The sequence below is a fragment of the Gilliamella apis genome, from assembly GCF_002142155.1.
Classification (GTDB): Bacteria; Pseudomonadota; Gammaproteobacteria; order Enterobacterales; family Orbaceae; genus Gilliamella; species Gilliamella apis.
On the sequence record NZ_NASD01000007.1, the window covers coordinates 54,450 to 75,235 of the forward strand.

The 20,786-nt window shown below is 32.5% G+C and carries 20 protein-coding genes and 1 pseudogene; 5 read left to right on the forward strand and 16 right to left on the reverse strand.

Features of this window, described 5'->3' with window-relative positions; all coding sequences use genetic code 11:
- Positions 1–4: 4 nt before the first annotated feature.
- Both rfbA and rfbB read right to left on the reverse strand, forming a co-directional pair.
- Entirely contained in the window at positions 5–871 is an 867-nt protein-coding gene (gene rfbA, locus B6C84_RS04960; RefSeq protein ID WP_086319889.1) for a glucose-1-phosphate thymidylyltransferase RfbA, read from the reverse strand.
- A 16-nt stretch (positions 872–887) separates the two neighbouring features.
- Entirely contained in the window at positions 888–1,961 is a 1,074-nt protein-coding gene (gene rfbB / locus B6C84_RS04965; protein WP_367642620.1) for a dTDP-glucose 4,6-dehydratase, read from the reverse strand.
- A gap of 185 nt (positions 1,962–2,146) precedes the next feature.
- Here rfbB and B6C84_RS04970 point away from each other — a divergent pair, with 185 nt between their 5' ends.
- Entirely contained in the window at positions 2,147–4,438 is a 2,292-nt protein-coding gene (locus B6C84_RS04970) for a glycosyltransferase (RefSeq protein WP_086319893.1), read from the forward strand.
- Between the two features lie 80 nt (positions 4,439–4,518).
- Here the strand turns inward: B6C84_RS04970 and B6C84_RS04975 are convergent, their stop codons facing one another.
- The 5 genes and pseudogenes from B6C84_RS04975 to B6C84_RS04995 all read right to left on the reverse strand — a co-directional run bounded on the left by B6C84_RS04975 (position 4,519) and on the right by B6C84_RS04995 (position 9,449).
- The gene (locus B6C84_RS04975; RefSeq protein WP_086319895.1) at positions 4,519–5,841 is read right to left on the reverse strand and encodes a glycosyltransferase family protein; all 1,323 of its coding nucleotides are present in this window, start codon (positions 5,839–5,841) and stop codon (positions 4,519–4,521) included.
- A 363-nt stretch (positions 5,842–6,204) separates the two neighbouring features.
- Positions 6,205–7,074, reverse strand: a pseudogene (locus B6C84_RS04980) (sigma 54-interacting transcriptional regulator); the annotation flags it as partial.
- Between the two features lie 352 nt (positions 7,075–7,426).
- Positions 7,427–8,473 carry a beta-N-acetylhexosaminidase gene (gene nagZ / locus B6C84_RS04985; protein WP_086319899.1) on the reverse strand — a complete coding sequence of 349 codons (1,047 nt, stop codon included), beginning with the start codon at positions 8,471–8,473 and terminating at the stop codon, positions 7,427–7,429.
- Positions 8,473–9,096, reverse strand: coding sequence for a penicillin-binding protein activator LpoB (locus tag B6C84_RS04990; RefSeq protein ID WP_065613411.1), 624 nt, complete (start codon positions 9,094–9,096; stop codon positions 8,473–8,475). The genes nagZ and B6C84_RS04990 overlap by 1 nt, the downstream gene beginning before the upstream one ends.
- 5 nt (positions 9,097–9,101) lie before the next feature.
- Positions 9,102–9,449 carry an HIT domain-containing protein gene (locus tag B6C84_RS04995; protein WP_065579332.1) on the reverse strand — a complete coding sequence of 116 codons (348 nt, stop codon included), beginning with the start codon at positions 9,447–9,449 and terminating at the stop codon, positions 9,102–9,104.
- 369 nt (positions 9,450–9,818) lie between these two features.
- Between B6C84_RS04995 and rpsF the strand changes: the two genes are divergently transcribed.
- Genes rpsF through rplI form a run of 4 tightly spaced genes read left to right on the forward strand, consistent with a single transcriptional unit; the run spans position 9,819 to position 11,201 of the window.
- Positions 9,819–10,202 carry a 30S ribosomal protein S6 gene (rpsF, locus tag B6C84_RS05000; protein ID WP_065579333.1) on the forward strand — a complete coding sequence of 128 codons (384 nt, stop codon included), beginning with the start codon at positions 9,819–9,821 and terminating at the stop codon, positions 10,200–10,202.
- A complete protein-coding gene (gene priB, locus B6C84_RS05005) occupies positions 10,186–10,497 on the forward strand; it encodes a primosomal replication protein N (RefSeq protein WP_065613412.1) in 312 nt (103 codons plus the stop codon). Before rpsF ends, priB begins: the two co-directional genes overlap by 17 nt.
- A 4-nt stretch (positions 10,498–10,501) precedes the next feature.
- Positions 10,502–10,729: a 30S ribosomal protein S18 gene (gene rpsR / locus B6C84_RS05010; RefSeq protein ID WP_025314965.1), complete on the forward strand. Its 228-nt coding sequence runs from the start codon at positions 10,502–10,504 to the stop codon at positions 10,727–10,729.
- A 22-nt stretch (positions 10,730–10,751) separates the two neighbouring features.
- Complete coding sequence (gene rplI, locus B6C84_RS05015; RefSeq protein WP_065579335.1) at positions 10,752–11,201, forward strand: 50S ribosomal protein L9; 450 nt, start codon at positions 10,752–10,754, stop codon at positions 11,199–11,201.
- A 120-nt stretch (positions 11,202–11,321) separates the two neighbouring features.
- Here rplI and celB read toward each other — a convergent pair whose 3' ends face one another.
- The 9 genes from celB to sstT form a co-directional block, all read right to left on the reverse strand.
- Positions 11,322–12,674 carry a PTS cellobiose transporter subunit IIC gene (gene celB, locus B6C84_RS05020; protein WP_086319950.1) on the reverse strand — a complete coding sequence of 451 codons (1,353 nt, stop codon included), beginning with the start codon at positions 12,672–12,674 and terminating at the stop codon, positions 11,322–11,324.
- A gap of 14 nt (positions 12,675–12,688) precedes the next feature.
- The gene (locus B6C84_RS05025; RefSeq protein WP_065613415.1) at positions 12,689–13,186 is read right to left on the reverse strand and encodes a hypothetical protein; all 498 of its coding nucleotides are present in this window, start codon (positions 13,184–13,186) and stop codon (positions 12,689–12,691) included.
- Between the two features lie 11 nt (positions 13,187–13,197).
- Positions 13,198–13,539: a PTS cellobiose transporter subunit IIA gene (locus B6C84_RS05030; protein ID WP_065613416.1), complete on the reverse strand. Its 342-nt coding sequence runs from the start codon at positions 13,537–13,539 to the stop codon at positions 13,198–13,200.
- Between the two features lie 2 nt (positions 13,540–13,541).
- Positions 13,542–15,551 carry a BglG family transcription antiterminator gene (locus tag B6C84_RS05035; RefSeq protein WP_086354354.1) on the reverse strand — a complete coding sequence of 670 codons (2,010 nt, stop codon included), beginning with the start codon at positions 15,549–15,551 and terminating at the stop codon, positions 13,542–13,544.
- A 149-nt stretch (positions 15,552–15,700) separates the two neighbouring features.
- Positions 15,701–16,018: a PTS cellobiose transporter subunit IIB gene (locus B6C84_RS05040; RefSeq protein WP_065613497.1), complete on the reverse strand. Its 318-nt coding sequence runs from the start codon at positions 16,016–16,018 to the stop codon at positions 15,701–15,703.
- Between the two features lie 25 nt (positions 16,019–16,043).
- Complete coding sequence (locus tag B6C84_RS05045; RefSeq protein ID WP_086319947.1) at positions 16,044–17,480, reverse strand: 6-phospho-beta-glucosidase; 1,437 nt, start codon at positions 17,478–17,480, stop codon at positions 16,044–16,046.
- A gap of 431 nt (positions 17,481–17,911) precedes the next feature.
- Positions 17,912–18,139 carry a ChaB family protein gene (locus tag B6C84_RS05050; RefSeq protein WP_086319946.1) on the reverse strand — a complete coding sequence of 76 codons (228 nt, stop codon included), beginning with the start codon at positions 18,137–18,139 and terminating at the stop codon, positions 17,912–17,914.
- A gap of 226 nt (positions 18,140–18,365) precedes the next feature.
- The gene (gene acuI, locus B6C84_RS05055; RefSeq protein WP_086319945.1) at positions 18,366–19,361 is read right to left on the reverse strand and encodes an acrylyl-CoA reductase (NADPH); all 996 of its coding nucleotides are present in this window, start codon (positions 19,359–19,361) and stop codon (positions 18,366–18,368) included.
- 157 nt (positions 19,362–19,518) lie between these two features.
- Positions 19,519–20,751 carry a serine/threonine transporter SstT gene (gene sstT, locus B6C84_RS05060; protein ID WP_086354353.1) on the reverse strand — a complete coding sequence of 411 codons (1,233 nt, stop codon included), beginning with the start codon at positions 20,749–20,751 and terminating at the stop codon, positions 19,519–19,521.
- Positions 20,752–20,786 lie beyond the last annotated feature (35 nt).

The window sequence follows — 20,786 nt, forward strand, 5'->3', positions numbered from 1 at the left end:
ACCTCTAATGATTTATCAATTTGGCTAAGTATTGTCCATATAATGTTTTGCCTAAACAGACAGCTTCTTCTTTTACTTGTTCAAAACTTATCCAGCCATTACGATAGGCGATTTCTTCAAGACAAGCTACTTTTAAACCTTGCCTTTTTTCTATAACTTGAACAAATGATGAAGCTTCAATTAAACTATCATGAGTTCCAGTATCAAGCCAAGAAAATCCTCTACCAAGTATCTCAACATTCAATAATCCTGCGTCTAAGTACATTTGATTAAGTGTTGTTATTTCCAACTCTCCTCTCTTAGATGGTTTGACTTGTTTCGCCATTTCAACAACATTTTCATCATAAAAATAAAGCCCTGTAACAGCCCAATTTGATTTTGGTTTAATTGGCTTTTCTTCAATAGATAATGCTTTAAAATTTTCATCAAAATCTACAACACCAAAACGTTCCGGATCAACAACTTGATAACCAAAAATTGTTGCTCCATTCTTTTGTGATACAACTTTCTCTAATTTTTTACCAAAACTCTCTCCAAAAAATAAGTTATCCCCTAAAATTAAACAACAATTCTGACCTTCGATAAATTCTTCACCAATCAAAAATGCTTGAGCTAAACCCTCAGGTTTTGGTTGTTCCGCGAAACTAAGTTGAATACCAAATCGCGAACCATCTCCCAATAATCTTTTGAACAAAGGCAAATCATCCGGTGTTGAAATAATTAATATATCACGGATACCGGCTAACATAAGAACAGATAACGGATAATAGATCATCGGTTTATCATATATAGGGAGTAATTGTTTTGAAATACCACGAGTTATAGGATATAAACGTGTCCCCGAACCACCTGCAAGTACAATTCCTTTCATAATTCAACCTATTATTTTATTTAATAATACCATGTCTAGATCTGGTATATGAACCATCTTTAATATGATCACACCAAGCTTGATTATTTAAATACCATTCAACTGTTTTACGCATACCACTCTCGAAGGTTTCTTGTGGTTTCCAGCCTAAATCATAATATATTTTAGATGCATCAATAGCATAACGTTGATCATGACCAGGCCTATCAGCAACATTAGTGATAAGATCCTTATAACATTTAATATTATAAGGCTTATTTGGCATCAATTCTTCAAGTAATTCGCAAATAATATTAACAACATCAATATTTTTCTGCTCATTATGCCCACCTATATTATAGGTCTTTCCAACTTTTGCTTTAGTCGCGACTAAATAAAGAGCCCTGGCATGATCATCGACATATAACCAATCCCTTATTTGTAGACCATTACCATAAACAGGTAAAGGTTTCCCTTCTAATGCATTCAAAATCATTAAAGGAATTAATTTCTCTGGGAAGTGATAAGGGCCATAATTATTTGAACAATTAGTTATGACGGTTGGTAATCCAAAAGTTCTATGCCAAGCTCGAACAAGGTGATCACTTGATGCTTTTGAAGCTGAATAAGGACTACTTGGTGAATAAGGAGTTTTTTCTGTAAATAAATCTGTTGTTCCATGCAAATCACCATAAACTTCATCTGTCGAAATATGGTGAAAACGGAAATTTGCCTTTCTAGAAGAGTCTATATTTCTCCAGTATGCTAAAGACTCTTCTAAAAGAGAAAAAGTACCTATTACATTAGTTTCTATAAACATGGATGGATTATCAATAGAACGATCGACATGACTTTCGGCAGCCAAATGCATAATAATATCAGGTTTAAAATCTGTTATCATTTTTCTTAAGGAATTTCTATCACAAATATCAATTTGCTTAAAATGAAATCGATTACTTTTCGATACTTTATCTAAAGACTCTAAATTTCCTGCATAAGTCAATTTATCTATAACTAATACTTCATCATAGGTGTGATCTATAATATAGCGGACAACAGCAGAACCTATGAAACCAGCTCCTCCAGTAACTATTATTTTCATAATTAAAATCCGAAATGATTAATTTAACTAAATATAATTAATAATATATTTTATCATGCTTTAACTTGAAGTTAAATGAAATATACCAGTATGATTAATTAAATGTAAATAAATTGATACTAAATGTTTAGTTTACTTAAAAATAGCGTTATAATTTCTAATAAGGTTTGCAATGATAAATAGTGTGGAAACATATGTTAAAAAGAATTAAATCTAGCTCAACGATAAAAGTTAAATGTTTAGGGATAACTATTTATAAAAGAAAATTGATATCAAATGAACAATTTTTTTTAAAAAAAGTTCTTGTGATAAAACGCAATAATGGTTATAAGAAAATAACTTTTCTTGGTTTAAATATCTTATCAAAAAAGTTACCAGCAAAAACTAGTATATTAAATTCTGATAATCTTAGTTCGGGTAATAATTCGGAAATAGAATCCAATTTACCAAAAAAATTATGGTTTACTCCCTTATCTCCTGAAGATCATCTATGGGATGAGTTGCAACCAGCCAAATATTCATCTAACACACGATGTGTTGTGATACTACCTATTTATAAAGGATTAGATGAATCTTTATGTTCTATTTATCATGCACTAAAAAGTAAAACAACCGATGCATATAGTTTATTAGTTATTAATGATGCAGGTCCGGATCAAGAATTAAACCAGAAGCTTGATGAACTTTCTCAAAAAGGTTTATTTGATTATCACCTAAATAAAGAAAATCTTGGGTTTGTGAGAACTATAAATTTTGCCATAAGTAACCTATCTCATAATCTAGACGTAATATTATTAAATTCTGATGCTTTTGTGTTTGATGGTTGGTTTGAAAGAATGATTGATTATGCAGATAATGATAAATCAATAGCAACAATTACACCAATGTCTAATAATGCAACCATTTGTAGTTATCCATTCACATGCCAAGACAACAATAGGGTTCTTGAAGTCTCTCCTTCTGAATTAGATCAATTAGCGTCTAAGATAAATAAAGGGAAATATATAGAAACACCAACTGGTGTTGGTTTTTGTTTTTATATGAGGAGAGAAGTTATTAATAAGATAGGCATGTTAGATGATAATGCTTTCAAAGTTGGATATGGTGAAGAAAATGATTTTTGTATGAGAGCACTTCATGCAGGTTTCAAAAATATTATTATTGGTGATGTATTTGTCTTTCATGTTGGTTCAGTCTCTTTTTCAGCTATTAAAGCCGAAAATATGAAAAAAGGGGAAAATGCCCTAAAACTGAAGCATCCAAATTATTTAAACATGGTACATCACTTTTTAAATGTTGATCCAATTTTAATGCTTAGAAGTAATTTAGATATTGCAAGATTAAAATTGAAACTAGAAAACAAAAAAACTATTGTGATTGTATCTCATTCATGGGAAGGAGGTATCAATACCTATCTTAAACAAATAGTAAAACAATATAGAAATCAAAATATTGATTGTATCCTCTTAAAAGTTCATGATAAAAAATATTATTCAATAGAAGTCCCTGAAAATTATCACTTAGAAATACCTAATTTACAAAATTTATCTTTAAGTTGTGATTTTGGATTATTAAATTTATTTTTTAAAACAATTCAACCTGATTTAATACACATCAATAGTTTTGCTGGTCTTGATTGGCATCACCATGAAAAACTATTGTATTATTTTGCATCATCAGATTGGAATTATAAATTTATCATTCATGATTATGCATGCATGTCATATGATTATAAGCTGCTGAGTCCCGAATATATTTACAAAGGAATACCAACTCTAACGCAAAGGAATATTTGGAATAATGGAAGATCTCTGCCCACTGATTATGAAATTAATATTTCAGATGCTTTTTCAAAGCAGAAAGCTTATAGTTTATTCTTAAATAGATGTTCTAAAATTGAAGCTCCATCTTATCGAGCTCGTGATATCATATTACATGATTTTCCTGAAATAAATATTGATGTTATTCCACATGAAAATGTGTTCAATAATATTATTCCGGCACAGAGAAATAAAAATAAAGATAAAATAAAAATTGCATCAATAGGCGCATTAAGTATTGAAAAAGGATCAGAAGTATTAACCTCATTAGCTATTGATGCAAAAAATAGAGATTTGAAATTATCCTATTTTTTAGTAGGTTATTGTAGTTCTGGCGATCTACATGTAATGCAAACCAATAATGTCAAAGTTACTGGCCGATATCAAAATGATGAAGAATGTATTAATACCCTTAGAGAGATTTCGCCTGATTTAATATTGTTACCAAGTATATGGGAAGAAACTTTCTCTTATACATTATCAATCGCATTAGCATTAAAAATACCTACATTAGTATTTGATATTGGTGCGCAAGGAGAAAGAGGAAAAGATCATAACTGGGTTGTTAAGTTAGATCCATTGTTGATACATAATCCAAGAGGCCTTTCAGATTTTATACTAAATTTGAACATAGATAAATTATGGAATGAAGCTTCAAAAATATAGCTTTATTAAATTGTCAACTGTAATGTAAGCCAATCTTTCACTATTTGCTTTTAATTGAAAGATTGGTTTTATAATCGATATCAATAAATTTTTTTGTTATATAAACTTTTAATTTTTCTTGCTAATCGTTTAAAAAAAGTGTTTTTATATTTCTGATATCGAATTTCTAGCTTATTATATGAATTAACTAATTGATTATATTCTTCAGTTAAATGACCAAGTGAGTTTGATATAGATACCTTTTCCGCTATTAACATTTCATTATTACCGGATATCTCTTGAAGTTTAGAAGTTAGCTCAGTATTTTTGATAATTATTTCGTTATTATTATTCGATAATTGTTTATGCTCTAATAATAATTTATTGTACGCATTATAATATTGCTTAATAGATTTTACGATTTCTGATTCAGATCTTATCTTTTGACGATCATCTAAAGTTAGAACTTTCTTTGGTATATTTTCTTTAGAATTATTAATTATATTTGTAATATATTTATCTAAGCTGTATTTTGCCAAAGTTTCACTCTTAATTTTTGAGATATTACATTTAGCTTTTGGAAAATCAGTTATTATTTCTTCAACAATTTCACTTGCCGATATACGCCTCAAACAACATCTTCCAGAATAATTAAACTGTTCTGCATTTTTATAATTCTCAATCGATAACCACCCTATTCCACCAAAATGGTCATAACAGTAAACAGGAGTATTACCAACAACTGCATATTGGACTGTCTTTCCAATTGTGATAACAGCATCAGCTTCTTCAACCATTTTCGGGGTTAATCTGCTTACCTTTCCTCTAACACCTATGTTTATTATGTTCAATCCATGTTCATTTTTTAAAATTTCCAATGCATCTAACACTTCTTGAGGTGGATGATTACTAACCAAAAGTATATTTTTTAAATCTCCATTTTTAGAATCTTTTTCACAAATAAACTCTGATGGAGCTGCATTATAAAAAATTTCACTAATATTGGTAGGAACTCCAAAATCACTCAAATGATTATAAGTTTCTTCACTATTAAAGAAAATTTTATTAGCTAACAATCTTTCTGTATATAATCCAAAAGTTTCTAAATGTTCATATGGGGATAGGTGTGTAAATACAAAAAAAGTTTTATTATTAAAACTTTCTATATAATGGTTAACAAGAATAGGTAATACTTGATGTTGAGACCAAACTATATCATAATTGAATGGGTTTGGTAATTCATCAGTTGTTAATAGATTAATACCCGAATTTTTAGCAATTTCAGTTACTGGATAACCTATATAATTGGCCACAATATCGACTAAATAGTTATTCTTCTTGAAAAATTCTGCGACTTCCAATGCAACTATTTCTGAACCACCAATACTTGCCATATGATTTGTACATATCAATACTTTTAACATAACATCCATACCTATTACTTAATTAATCAGCTTTAACTTTATAGCTAATTGATTTCCGAGAATAAAAATATAACAACAAAAATTCAAGATTAATTAGAAAATTACCATCAGATTTCATATCAACAAATGATAGCAATAGGCGCAATCAATGTCATTTCGGCAATAACATTGCTCGAAGCCAATAATAAAAAAATACTTGATAACACTCTCATAATTTTCTTGTCTGTTATTTTTTTACTTATTATAACAGAATAATTTTCTAATTCTAAAACTTAAAATGTTTATAATACATAATTCAATTCGTAGATATAATTTTATTTTCAATCTGAATTTAGTTAATTCCACTCAAATAGATAATTGTATTTATTTATATACTCCATAATCCCTAAGCTTATTCGCAATTGCAGTATGTGATACCCCTAATCTTTTGGCAAGTTTTCTTGAGCTTGGATATTTGACATAGAGACTTTTTAGGACTTCTTTTTCATAGTTTTTAGTCATTTCATCTAGCGTTTTATTGTCAATATCGCTAATCAATGAGATCTGAGTTGAAGTTATCGCTGGTAGAACAATATCTTTTACCGTTAGTTGTGAAGATGTCAACTGAGCTAATGCAGAATAAAGTACATTTTTAAGTTGTCTTACATTACCCGGCCAAGAGTACTGAGTCAAATAAGCAATAACATCTTGACTCACGGTTGGCGCATCAATGCCCTGCTTATTAGCAAATTCATTAATAAAAATATTTGTCAGTGCCGCAATGTCATCCTGACGCTCTTGTAGTGAAGGTAAATTTAAGGACAACACATTCAAGCGATAATAAAGATCTTTCCTAAACTTTCCTTGTTCCACCAATTCAGCTAAATCAACTTTAGTTGCACAGATGATTCTAACATCAACATAAACTTCGTTATCATCGCCGACTCGTCTAAAAAAGCCATCGTTAATAAAACGCAATAATTTGGTTTGCATTTGAAATGACATTTCATCAATGCCATCAAGCAAAACAGAACCACCATTAGCCTGCTCAAAAAAACCTTTTTTACTTTCAAGTGCTCCTGGATAAGCCCCTGCGGCATGGCCATAAAGCTCACTTTCAACAACATCATCAGGCATAGCAGCACAATTAAGACCTAAAAAGGTTTGATCCCCCCTAGGGCTATATTGATGACATGCACTAGCCAACAAATCTTTACCTGTGCCAGTTTCACCGGTAATCAATAGTGGCTCCCTTTGCATTGAAAAAGCTTTAGCTTGAGCAATTAATTTTTGCATTGGTTGGCTTTTAACAGCAAAAATATCAAAAGCATGATGTCCAACAACATTAATTTTTGCTAACCGTTTTTTTAGATATTCAACTGGTTGCAAAACAAAGGTAATAAGGGATGATTCATTAATTTTTTGCAATAAAAAATACTGCGAGTTTAATACAATAATCGTATCATCATGTTCGGATAAATCGAATGTTGCATCTAAATTAAATGCATTTCGATAATCAAATGGCTGATCTAAGCTTAATAAATTACTAGAAAATAATGCTTTTGCTGCATCATTATAAGCAACTAATTGTGTATTATTGTCGATTTTAATGATGGCTGCTTGCATGATAATCTTCCCACTTTTCATTCAACTTCATTAAATTTTGATGACGATTCTGCCAATCATGACTCTTTATCAAATCGGCATAATTTACTTTGTTATTAGTTAATAGTAGTTTTGCTTTATCGGTTAATAATGGCTGTTTCTCATTTAAACGAGTTAATGCATCTAAAATAGCTAATGTGCCATTTCGATTATTACAAGCCAATAATAAATCACAACCAGCATTAAGCGCTGCTTTAGCTCGTTCAGCGTGATCACCCAAAACAGATGCACCTTCCATCGATAAATCATCAGAAAATATAACACCATCAAAATGTAACTTTTCACGTAACACTGTTTTTAGCCAAAACGCTGACCCGCTGGCAGGTTTATCATTAAATTCAGGATAAATAACATGAGCAGGCATAATGGCATCAAGTTTCTTTTCAGCGATTAATTTAGCAAAAATCTGCATATCATTTTCAATGAGTTCTTTCGAACGATAATCAATTGGTGTTTCTTTATGAGAATCAGCAATAACATGACCATGACCAGGAAAATGTTTACCAGTTGTTTTCATGCCTGCCGAATGCATACCATCAATCATTGACGATGCAATTTGATAAGCAATATAACTATCTTGATGAAATGACCGACTACCAATGGCTAAACAATCATGACCTAAATCAAGTACAGGCGCATAACTTAAATCAATGTCGTAGGCAATCAATTCCATCGCTAGTAACCAACCCGCGTCAAATGCTAATGATTTCGCTTTTTCTAAATCATTAAGCAAAGCAAAAGATTGCGCAGGAGGAATAAGAGTAAAACCTTGTTTGAAACGTTGAACTCGACCACCTTCATGATCAACCGAAATTAATAAACGTTCTGATGTCGCCGAACGAATTTGCTTTATCAAGTCAGTCAATTGCTCAGGCGACTGATAATTACGACTAAATAAAATAATCCCTGCTACCATTGGATTTTTTAAAAGCGCCATATCATCATTAGTTAATGATGTACTTGGTACATCGATCAATAAAGGCCCCATTATTCAGCAGCTCCTTGAGCATTATCAGGATTAGCAGAATTTTTGGATTGGATATCTTTTGTTGTTACACGTTGTAAAATTTCACCCGTTTGGGTTGAAAGTAACTCCATAGATAAATTGGCATCTTCATTTTCGGTTGGTAACTTATAAAGTGTGGTAAAAAGCACATAGCCTGCATTTATTGACTTAGCCAAACCGATCATTTTACTGCGAGAAACAAGTTTATCATCAACAGAAATACCTAACGCTTGTTTAGCTTGACTGATCGATTGTCTATCAGCCACAGAGAAAATGCTTTGCTTATTCAGTATATTATGTAACGTTGTATCAATCTGATTTGTTGCTAAATAATCGCCACTACGATTTTGGATATCACTAATTAACAACAGTTTATTACCTTCAATTGCTGATGAAGATTGCAATATTTTATTAACAACTGGAGATAATATATCATTCCAATCAGTTGTTTTAACTATCTGTGGCGGAGTATCTACCACCCCAGTGTTATCGGGGATTTCTACTGGCGGATTGACTTCAGTTTTTTGATTATAACCAAGAAGTTGACATCCAGCTAAACTAAAAGCAAGCATACCCATTCCAACGATATGTTTAAACTGTTTCATATAAGTTAACCTATTAATCGCCCTAAATTTTTACCACCTAATAAATGCATGTGAATATGAAAGACTTCTTGTCCTGCATCTTTATTACAATTCATTATTAAACGATAACCACTTTCATCAATCCCTTCTTGCTTGGCAATTTTAGCCGCAACAACCATCATGTGACCAAGCAGAGCTTCATCAGACTCTGCAATATGATTTACGGTTGGGATCAATTTATTGGGAATAATTAAAATATGTGTAGGGGCTTGAGGAGAAATATCCCGAAAGGCTGTGACCTGATCATCTTGAAAAACAATATCAGCAGGAATTTCACGGCGAATTATTTTACTAAAAATGGTTTCTTCAGCCATATAAGCACTCCTTTAAAAATAGCTATTAACATTAAACTTTTATTTTATAAAGAATAACATATTTTAATAACAAAGATGTATAGATATCGTTACATTTTTACACCTAATTCACTTATTCAAGTAAAAACTTTGCCGAAAAGTTTTTTTATTCTATTTATAATCGATTTTTAGTTAAAATTTTTAGTTATGATTAACAGATTATTTTTATTATAAAAAACGAATAACACTTTTAATATTTATTCATTTGTTAAAGTAATTATTTTGATATATAATGCGCCGTCGATTTCAACCGCTTAATTTTCATGTTCCTTGCTTTCAATGGGTTGCGGTTGCCCCGACAGAAAGCTGATTAATCCGTAGGGAGCGATAATGCGTCATTACGAAATTGTATTTATGGTTCACCCAGATCAAAGTGAACAAGTACCTGGTATGATCGAACGTTATACTGGTACGTTAACCACTGATGGTGGCAAAATCCATCGTTTAGAAGATTGGGGTCGTCGTCAATTAGCATATCCTATCGAAAAATTGCATAAAGCACATTATGTGTTAATGAATGTTGAAGCTACTCAAGAAGCAGTAAATGAGCTTGAAGATAACTTCCGTTTTAATGATGCAGTAATTCGCAGTTTAATTATGCGTACTAAACATTCTGTAACTGAAACATCACCAATGCTAAAAGCTAAAGATGAACGTCGTAGTTCTGAAGAAGATTTTAGCGATGCAAACATGGACGATGATTCGGAAGAATAATCGTTTAGTTTTATCGGGATTGGTTACCAAAACCCCGATTAAAAAAATGAGTCCAAGTGGGATATCACACTGTCAGTTTTATTTAGAACATGTTTCTGAACAAATTGAAGCAGGACTCCCAAGACAAGCATGGTGCATAATGCCGGTTATTGTCAGTGGACAACAAGAGTTAAGTTACAGTATTAAAAAAGGCAGCAAAGTTTTGGTAAGTGGCTTTATTAGTACACATACTAAACGAGATAAAACCAGTCAAATAGTTTTACATGCTGACCAAGTTAAACTATTAGGAGAATAGCCAAATGGCACGTTACTTCCGTCGTCGCAAATTCTGCCGTTTTACAGCAGAAGGCGTTAAAGAAATTGATTATAAAGATGTTTCTTTATTAAAAAGCTATATCACAGAAAGTGGTAAAATCGTACCAAGCCGTATTACTGGTACTAGCGCAAAATATCAACGTCAACTAGCTCGCGCTATCAAACGCGCTCGTTACTTGGCATTATTACCATATACTGACAATCATCAGTAATTAGCAACAGAGGGAACATATAATGCAAATTATTCTACTCGATAAAGTTGCTAATTTAGGCAGCTTAGGTGATCAAGTTAATGTTAAAGCGGGTTACGCTCGTAACTTTTTGATTCCACAAGGTAAAGCAGTACCAGCAACTAAAAAGAATATTGAATTCTTCGAAGCTCGTCGTGCTGAATTAGAAGCAAAATTAGCTGAAACATTAAAAGCAGCTGAACAACGCGTTGCTGAAATCAATGCTTTAGGTAAAGTAACTATTACTTCTAAAGCAGGTGATGAAGGTCGTTTATTTGGTTCAATTGGTACTCGTGATATCGCTGATGCAGTTAAAGCTCGTGGTATTCAAGTATCAAAAAGCGAAGTTCGTTTACCAAATGGTGTATTGCGTACTACTGGTGAACACGAAGTGTTATTCCAAGTACACAGCGAAGCTTTTGCAAAAGTTATTGTTGATATTATTCCTGAATAATCATCAAATAACAGTAACAAAAAACCCGTTTTTATAACGGGTTTTTTATTACCTCAAGAATCTATTATGTTTTTACTGTTTTTGGCCTAAATAAGAATAGATTCGACACCAACCTGCAATTTATTCCTCTGTTTGACTTTTGCTTTCAGATTTAACTTGTTCTTCTTTATAAAGCTTGTTGTCGTACATTTTGACAAAAGGTAGGTAAATTACTAACGCTAAAATTGCTGAAAGTATCGCAACAAACATAGCTCGATAGTCCCCACCAGTACCAATAAACGCCCCTAATCCCATTGGTGATGGCCATGGTATTAATGCAATAATTGGATTCATAAACCCACTACTAATCGCAAAGTAACCTAAAGTACCACATGCCATCGGTGCTAATAAAAACGGTAAGGCAAGATATGGGTTATACACTATCGGCATACCGAAAATAATTGGCTCATTGATATTAAAAATTGCCGGGACAGCTGAAGCTCGACCCAAAATTTTTAATTGACTCGATTTAGCACAAAAAGCAATAAAGAATGTCATAAGTAACGTTGAACCTGAACCACCTAAAATTACTAATGAATTATTGAATTCACCAGCAAATGGAATATGTGCGCCGCCAACGTTTTCATTCATATTACTAAGCATTATAGGCGTAATAAATGCCCCAATTATACTAGCACCATGAATACCAACAACCCAAAGCGCATGGATTAAGAATAGAATCACCATTATACCAAGCCAACTTTTAGTTAAATTGGTTACAAAGGTAAATGGAACACCGATAATATCAAATATATCCGTACCAAAATACACCAAAATTCCGTTTAGAATAAGAATTGTGAATGCAATAACAAAAGTTGGAATTAATGCAGTGAATGATCGGGATACGCCTAATGGAACGGTTTCCGGCATTTTAACCACCCAATTACGACGTACACAGAGGAAATACAACTGTGTTGCAATAATCGCCATAACAATGGCAATAAAGATACCAGATGTACCTAAGCGATAAACAAACGGCTTTAAACGTAATCCGTTAAAAACTAATTCACTTTGGTCATTAAGTAAAACCATTGCACCGCTTTGCATTACCAATTCTGGTAAAGTCATAACAAAAGCAAATACCGATAACATAGCACCATTAAGTGCATTTACTTTTAAACCAGTTTCTTCTTCCTCAATTTTAGTTAATTCATAACCGACAACAATATTAAAATAGAGTGCTAATATCCCCATTGTCGCCGTATTTGCTATCATATAAAGATCACTTACTTTGAAAACAGTATTTTCAAATACTGTTTCTAAGCCAGTAAATGTCATCGGCAAAGTATTAAACACCAAAAACATCGATCCAACTATACAAAAAGGCACTGACGCCATTCCAGCTGCCATTACTGCTCGAACAATCTTAAACTGCGATATTTTAGCCATCGGAGTCATTAGATACTTTTGTAACAACACAAATCCGGTATTCATTTTGTTTTCCTCATTCAATTGATGATTTCTTGATAAGCTTGGATTCTTTTAAAATGTTTATCCTCATTACGCTCAATTTTTTTTAGTTTTATCAGTATAAAAATAGTAAAAACTAAACTTGCTGCCAAAATGCCTAATATAATATTTACCGCCTCCGGTGAATTTTTTAGAAATGGAAAGAAAAAGTGAAACAATGGGGTATAAATCAAAACCATTAACACGATAATGGATATTAATAATGTTCGGTACAATAAACTGGCATAACGTAAATGATTTTTATGATTACGATAAAGCTTAATTTGTTCAAAACTGGTTAATGTAGCCATCACGATAAGCAACAGTGGTAGTACTATAGCAATTGATAAGCTCCCCAACAGAAAGACAGCCCAATAAAGGTTAATAAATAGAAAGAAGGCTGTCGCATAACGAACCGCTAAAAAGCGATTAAAATAAAGATTAGTCAAACTGACTTTTTTATGCATTTTAAGTTGGCTTTCTAGTGGAGTATTCATCGCTAACCTCTTTATTGATTTGATAACTGATAGGTTTTTTGATAGAGATAACACATCTCAATGGCAACTTCGCGTAACGTCATTGTTGTCATTAGATGATCTTGAGCATGCACCATGATAATTTCCATCTCAATTTTACAACCATTAGCATAAGATTGTAGAAGATCGGTTTGCGATTTATGTGCTTCTAATATCTCCTCATTGGCCTCTTCTAAGAGCTGATTTGCTGTATCAAATTCTGCGTTTCTCATTGCTTTGAAAGCAGCATGAATTTTGGTTTTGGCATTACCACTATGTAAAATAATATTAAATGCGGTAATTTGAATATCCTCTGAGCTCATTTGGTCATTCATTATTACGCTCCTTTTTCAATAAGTTGGATAAAAAGTGATTTAAACTGGTTAAAATTTGCAACTTTTAACATGGCTTGTTGCATGACCGAATCATCGATTAAATTGACAATTGCTTTAGTCATCATTGCTAAATGAGAATTTTGATAAATTGACGGTGAAATCATAAAAACGAATTTTACATCTGGGTAGTTTTCATCCCAACAAAGCCCTTCTGGAATAATGGCAATCGCTATTTTAGCTATTTTACCTACTGGAATGGCTGGATGAGGAACCACGATAGTTGGACTAAAAAGTATTTCACCAATAACCATCCGTTTTTCCATTTGCTTTTGCATTTCACGTTTAAAGCTTTTTGCCTCATTAATAGACAAGAGATCAAGCAAATGATCCAAAACAGCTTGTTTAGATGGTTTGTTTGAGCACAAATAAAAATAATCTGCGGCAATATCATCAAAGATTTGGTTAATATAATGCGAATGATTTTGCTGTTTATCATCAAATGTTGTCACAAATGAATTTTTTGGCAATGAATTAGGTTTTTGTCTATGGGAAAGATAACGGCGAATCGCTTGTACGTCTTCTTCACAAAAAAATACTGAAACATGAAATACTGGAACTTTAAATATTTTTGACGATAAATCGACCGAAGAAATAATAAAATCGATGTCATTTAACATTTCTGGATCAATTTCATAATACCCCCGCGTTGCCACAATTTTCACTCTTTCATCAAATTCACTTTCTACTCGATTTTTAAGTAATTGAGCACTACCAAGACCGGTTGCACAAATAATTAACACTTTGGCTTTCTGTTCATTTTTTAGTTTTTCTAGTGATGCTAAAAAGTGCAGTGCTAAATATCCCCATTCATCATCATTCACTTCATATTGTTGTAAATTGGGTAATTGATTGAAATAACGCTTAACTAACCCAAAGACCTCACAGTATTGGTGTTTGATTTCCTCTATTAATGGATTATCTAATTTAATATTCTGTTGTAAACGTACTAACATTGGTTTTAAGTGTTGGATTAATCCATTTTTTAATTGTTCATCATGCAAAAAAGGATAGCCTGTTTCTTGTTGGATCTTTAATAGCAAATTTGTTAGTGACGAACCCAAATCATCATCCAGATCATCTTGGATTAAATTAGATTTACTCATCAAATGTAGAGTAAGGTACATCTGTTCTTCTTTAGGAAAATGAAAACCAATAATCGATTCAATGCGAGTGATAATTCGCTCGGCAACTTGGTATTCAAGTGACGAATTTGTTGAAACAGGCAAATCAAGATTTTGAATAGAAAGTCCCGATTGTAAACGCTTAATACTTAATGATAAATGCAAGACAATATTTTGTATCATCACATCTGATAATTTAATATTTGCCTCACGACATTCATCTAAAATAATAATAGTTAATGAATCAAAACTAATGGTTTCACAAGCTTGATTAAAATAGGACAAATGATGTAGAAAATTAATTGAATCTTCATGAAAAAAATAACTCATTATAAAATGACGTTTAGCTTTTTCTTCACCATCAACAAAAACTAGAGAACGATTCTTTTTAATCGTTAGTTCATAAGGAAGTAATTGAGATTTAATTTCGGCAATATCTTTATTTAATTGAGATGAGCTGATAAATAGTTGTTCTGATAATGCTTCAACATCAATTTTTTGACTCTCTAATAACAATAAATTCAAAATATAATGTTTTCGTTCACTCGCTTCTCGACATTGAAATTGTTCAACATTTTTATCTAATAAATGGTGTTCAATTAAAAATAAATTAAATGCATTTCGATCTTCAATTTGTAATTGAAAACCGTAACCTTGTTTACTTATTATATTGCCGCCATTACTTTCAATTATAGTTTTTAAATCTTTAAGGTAGGTACGTACGGTACGATCAGATAACGATAATTGCGTAGCTAGTTCTTGACTACTTTTATATTCATTTTTAGAACGAACAAGTAAACTAATTAGTTCTCGTTGTTTTTGTTTTATCATTATCTACTACACCTTAACTATTAATGAAATTTATCCAAAGGGTTAAGTTACTAAAATGGCAATATTAAACTTAAGCCATTTTATGATGCGAGCCTTCATAAAAGATTCGCATCATATTAAGATCGGTAGAACAAAGATTTTCTTGAATATTAGTTAATATTATCCTCGACTAATTTAGCTAATTGTTCAATACCAGACGGTATTGGGATATATGCTTGAAAAGGAATACTCACCACTGGTTTTCCTACTTCATCGCCCAACGCTTTTAATTTATCAAACATCATCATGGTTTGAGGGCTAATTAAGAACAGTGAAAAATCACTATTTTTAATCTTATTACTACCTTCAGTTGCTGATACCGCATCAAGTTCAATGGCTTTATTTTGGCTAGCAAAAAATTCAGTAACTTTTTTAGCCATAAGTGATGATGACATACCTGCTGCACAAATAATTAACGCTTTTTTCATAATTTCTCCTAATGAATTTAAATCGTTATAAAATTTCACCATTTGACTCAATGACTTTTTTATACCAAGCAAAAGAATCTTTACGACTACGTTTTAAGGTACCATTGCCTTTATTATCTTTATCTACATAGATAAAACCGTAACGTTTTTCCATTTCGCCGGTACCGGCTGAAACTAAATCAATACAACCCCATGGTGTATAACCCATCAAGTCAACGCCATCTTCAATAACTGCTAACTTCATTTGTTTTATATGTTCACGTAAATATTCAATTCGATAATTATCATGAACGCTACCATCAGACTCAACTTTGTCATAGGCACCAAAACCATTTTCAACAATGAAAAGTGGCAAACGGTAAGTATCGGTTAACCAATTTAATGTATAACGTAAGCCTTCAGGGTCAATTTGCCAGCCCCAATCGGATTTTTTGACATACTGATTGCCGACTAAATCAGTTTTTTCATTATAATCAAAATGGTCATTACCCTTATTGTGTCTAACCACATTCGACATGTAATAACTAAAGCCAATATAGTCTACGGTTCCTTTTGTTAACTCTTCTAAATCTTGCGAAGTAATATCTAGCTTGATGTTTTTACGTTGCCAATATTTTTTAATGTAATTTGGGTATTTGCCATGCACATGAACATCAGTAAAGAAGTACTTACGTTCCATAACTTTTTGTGCCATTAGGATGTCGCTTGGTTTGCAAGTTTCAGGATAGATTGGCACTAATGCAATCATGCAGCCAATTTGAAAATCAGGGTTAATTGCATGACCAATTTGAACTGCTTTTGCACTAGCCACTAATTCATAATGAGCGGCTTGATACATGATTTCCTCACGATTATCACCTTTTTTATAATAGATACCAGAATTAGTAAAAGGAGCAAAATCTTCGTTAAAATTAGCTTGGTTATTAATCTCATTAAAGGTCATCCAATATTTAACTTTATTTTTATAACGATCAAAACAGACTTCGGCAAAACGAACAAAGAAATCAATTAATTTACGATTACGAAAACCACCATATTCGGTTACTAAATAATAAGGTAATTCGAAATGTGAAAGAGTGACTACAGGTTCAATGTTATATTTTAAACATTCATCGAACAAATCATCGTAAAACTTCAAACCTTCTTCATTTGGTTCAAGCTCATCACCTTTTGGAAAAATTCGCGTCCAAGCAATTGAAGTTCGAAAACACTTAAACCCCATTTCAGCAAATAACTTAATATCATCTTTATAATGATGATAAAAATCGATAGCTTCGTGATTAGGATAATACTCACCAGGAATAATACCTTCAGTGATTTTGCGATAACTTTTCGGCGATCCGACTGTCATCACATCAGCAACACTCATACCTTTGCCGCCAACTTGCCAAGCACCTTCCAATTGGTGAGCAGCAACAGCACCGCCCCATAAAAAATCTTTTGGTAAACCTTTATTATTCATAATCAATTACCTATGTTTATTGATGATTCAAATTTAGTATAAAAGGAAAAATAAATAATTACTAACCAACTTTTTCCGTATTGATAAGGAAAATTGTAAATAGAATAAGGAAAATTTATCTTAAATTTGGATAACGAAGAGAATTAGGAAGAAAACAGGGAGTTGTAAATTTAAACTTAAGAAAATAAAAATTTGCCAGCTAATTTATAACTAAATAACTGTCAGTTAAACAATAATACTAAAGTGTTAACCATTTTTTTGTGCAATAATCGCGTTGCTAATAAACCATGAGCCATAGTTGCCCCTGCTCTAACCGATGCGGAAATGAAAGTTAATTCAGCCGACTATCCATGTCGGCTTAGCGTTTATTCTTACTTATTATTTATAACATTATTCAATAATAAAACAAGCTATCTATAATGTTTTAAGTTTTATTTAGCTACCCATTTGCCATGCTCATCCTTATGATAGACCTTTTCAACCGCTGACCAAGCAACACGAAAAGCAACTTGTTCGGCATCACTTTTATCGCGTCGTTTTTTCGGATCTTGATACTCTTTTATGGCACTATTAAAAGCTTCTTTAAAAATATCTTGAGCATGGGTAGGTAAAACATGTCGGACTGATTCAGGTAAATCTTCTCTTGTTTGATATGGCATATCACATTCCCCCTCGAAATTAATCACAGATTATTGATAACTTTGATTGGTAATTGCGAACATCACTGAAAAATAGTTAAGTTGGATTGAATTTAGCCTTATTTTACCCGAAATACAAGCATTATCACGCAATTGATAGTATTAATTTTCATCTCAATTAATATTGACACTTATATAACGGTGTATTTTTACACCGCTATATATTGTGATGCTAATTAATATGAAATCACTTATTCACATCAACCACAAAACGTCCTTTAATTTCACCAGCAATCATCTTATTTGCTATCTCAGAACATTGATCTAATGTAATGGTTTTAGCTATATGAGTATACAGTTGCTCGTCCATGTTTTCTGCTATTAATTGCCAAGCTGCAACCCGTTTATCATAACTTGCCATCACACTATCAACTCCCGATAGTGTTACGCCGCGTAAAATAAATGGTGCCACGGTTGCAGGTAAGTCCATACCTTGCGCCAAACCACAACATGCGACTATGCCACCATATCGAGTTTGAGCACAAATATTAGCTAATGTGTTTGAACCAACGACATCTATTGCAGCTGACCATAACTCTTTTTGTAACGGTTTATTCGGCGTTTTTAATGATTGACTATCAATAATATCAACCGCACCTAGTTTTGATAAATACTCTTTATCAGAAGTTTTACTTGTTGATGCTGTAACGTTAAAACCCAATCTAGACAATAAGGAAATGGCCACAGAACCGACACCACCACTAGCACCGGTTACCAAAATTTTGCCATCTTGTGGTTTAATACCAAAATCAATAATGCGTTTTACACAAAGTGCAGCGGTATAACCGGCTGTACCCATAGCCATTGATTGATAAGTAGTAAGGTTATTAGGTAAAGGGATTAACCAATCTGATTTTAGATAGGCATATTGTGCTAAACATCCCCAATGAGTTTCTCCACAACCCCAGCCATTTAAAATAACTAAGTCACCTGCTTGATAACGGCCACTATGGCTCTCAATGACGGTACCCACACCATCAATACCCGGCACCATTGGCCATTGTCGAACTATAGGACTTTTATTTGTCAAGGCTAATGCATCTTTATAATTGATGCTTGAATAATGGATTTGAACTAAAGTATCTCCCGGCTGCTGCAATAACTGCTGTTTAGTAATTGTCTTTAAGGAATTTGAAAATCCAGTAACCTCATCTTTCCCTAATATAATTGCATTGAATGACATGATAATTCCTTGATGTATTTAATATATAAATCATGATAAATAGTCATTAGCGTAAATGCAATCATTGAGCTATTGATTGTGTTTTCAATTCATAAAAAAAGCCTGATATCTATCAGGCTTAATAGTCATTATAAATTGGCTAACGAATAAATTGATTCTATTTTGCTTTATTACGCTGTACTTTCTCTGAAACAGCGCCAATAAATACCACATCACTAGATGAATTAAGTGCAGTTTCAACTGAATCTTGAATTACACCAATTGCAATACCGATACCAATAACTTTTGCTGAAATTTCATTAGGTATGCCAAACATACTACAAGCAACAGGAATCAACAGTAATGAACCACCAGCGATACCCGATGCTCCACAAGCACAAACACTCGTTACAATACAAAGCAATACCGCAGAAAGGACATCAACTTCTATATGTAATGAATTAACAGTTGCTAAGGTTAAAATAGTAATAGTGATAGCTGCACCTGACATATTAATGGCCGCCCCTAGTGGTACTGCGACGGAATAGGTATCTTCATCCATTTTTAGTTTTCGACAAATTTCCATATTAACCGGTATATTTGCTGCCGAACTACGAGTAAAGAAAGCTGGAATAGCACTCTCTTTTAATGAAGTTAAAACTAATGGATACGGGTTCTTACGCATGACCATATACGCCAATAAAGGATTAATGATCAATGCCACAACTAACATACAAGATACCAACACAAGAATTAAATGGGCATATTTAAGTAATTCACCAAATCCTGTTTCTGCAAGCGTTGAAGCGACTAAACCAAATACACCTAATGGCGCAAAACGAATAATAATTCTAACGATAAATGAAATAGCTACAGAAAGATCATTCATCATTGTTTTCGTGGTTTCACTTGAATGTCTTAATGCAATCCCAATACCAACACCCCAAATAATAAGACCGATATAGTTAGCGTTAACCAGCGCATTAATTGGATTGTCGATCATCTTGTAAAATAAAGTTTTTAATACTTCAATAACGCTACCAGGCGGTGTTAACTTAGTTTGATTAGCTGTATCACCTAAAGAGATATCAGAAGGAAAAATAAAACTGGCAACAGTTGCTAATAATGCCGCTAACATCATCCCTGCAAAATAAAGAGCCAATAGTTCTCCCATATTGGCCCGTTTACCATGTTGGTGATTTGATATTGAAGCAATAACTAAAATAAGTACCAAGATTGGGGCTACTGATTTCAAAGCATTAATAAAAAGTGATCCAATAAAGGACATATCTAATGCAACATCTTTTGAAATTGCCGCTAAAGCAATACCTAAGATTAACCCCAAAATAATTTGTGGTATTAATCCTACTTTGAAATAAAAACGAACCAATTTATTGGTTGAATGTGTCATAGAGCTTCCCTATGTATAAAATACAAAACGGCAAC

Bases quoted from the DNA above. Each gene is read 5' to 3' on its own strand.
- rfbA (WP_086319889.1), bottom strand. From the start codon at position 871: ATGAAAGGAATTGTACTTGCAGGTGGTTCGGGGACACGTTTATATCCT.
- B6C84_RS04970 (WP_086319893.1), top strand. From the start codon at position 2,147: ATGTTAAAAAGAATTAAATCTAGCTCAACGATAAAAGTTAAATGTTTA.
- B6C84_RS04975 (WP_086319895.1), bottom strand. From the start codon at position 5,841: ATGTTAAAAGTATTGATATGTACAAATCATATGGCAAGTATTGGTGGT.
- nagZ (WP_086319899.1), bottom strand. From the start codon at position 8,473: ATGGGGCCTTTATTGATCGATGTACCAAGTACATCATTAACTAATGAT.
- B6C84_RS04990 (WP_065613411.1), bottom strand. From the start codon at position 9,096: ATGAAACAGTTTAAACATATCGTTGGAATGGGTATGCTTGCTTTTAGT.
- B6C84_RS04995 (WP_065579332.1), bottom strand. From the start codon at position 9,449: ATGGCTGAAGAAACCATTTTTAGTAAAATAATTCGCCGTGAAATTCCT.
- rpsF (WP_065579333.1), top strand. From the start codon at position 9,819: ATGCGTCATTACGAAATTGTATTTATGGTTCACCCAGATCAAAGTGAA.
- priB (WP_065613412.1), top strand. From the start codon at position 10,186: ATGATTCGGAAGAATAATCGTTTAGTTTTATCGGGATTGGTTACCAAA.
- rpsR (WP_025314965.1), top strand. From the start codon at position 10,502: ATGGCACGTTACTTCCGTCGTCGCAAATTCTGCCGTTTTACAGCAGAA.
- rplI (WP_065579335.1), top strand. From the start codon at position 10,752: ATGCAAATTATTCTACTCGATAAAGTTGCTAATTTAGGCAGCTTAGGT.
- celB (WP_086319950.1), bottom strand. From the start codon at position 12,674: ATGAATACCGGATTTGTGTTGTTACAAAAGTATCTAATGACTCCGATG.
- B6C84_RS05025 (WP_065613415.1), bottom strand. From the start codon at position 13,186: ATGAATACTCCACTAGAAAGCCAACTTAAAATGCATAAAAAAGTCAGT.
- B6C84_RS05030 (WP_065613416.1), bottom strand. From the start codon at position 13,539: ATGAATGACCAAATGAGCTCAGAGGATATTCAAATTACCGCATTTAAT.
- B6C84_RS05035 (WP_086354354.1), bottom strand. From the start codon at position 15,551: ATGATAAAACAAAAACAACGAGAACTAATTAGTTTACTTGTTCGTTCT.
- B6C84_RS05040 (WP_065613497.1), bottom strand. From the start codon at position 16,018: ATGAAAAAAGCGTTAATTATTTGTGCAGCAGGTATGTCATCATCACTT.
- B6C84_RS05045 (WP_086319947.1), bottom strand. From the start codon at position 17,480: ATGAATAATAAAGGTTTACCAAAAGATTTTTTATGGGGCGGTGCTGTT.
- B6C84_RS05050 (WP_086319946.1), bottom strand. From the start codon at position 18,139: ATGCCATATCAAACAAGAGAAGATTTACCTGAATCAGTCCGACATGTT.
- acuI (WP_086319945.1), bottom strand. From the start codon at position 19,361: ATGTCATTCAATGCAATTATATTAGGGAAAGATGAGGTTACTGGATTT.
- sstT (WP_086354353.1), bottom strand. From the start codon at position 20,751: ATGACACATTCAACCAATAAATTGGTTCGTTTTTATTTCAAAGTAGGA.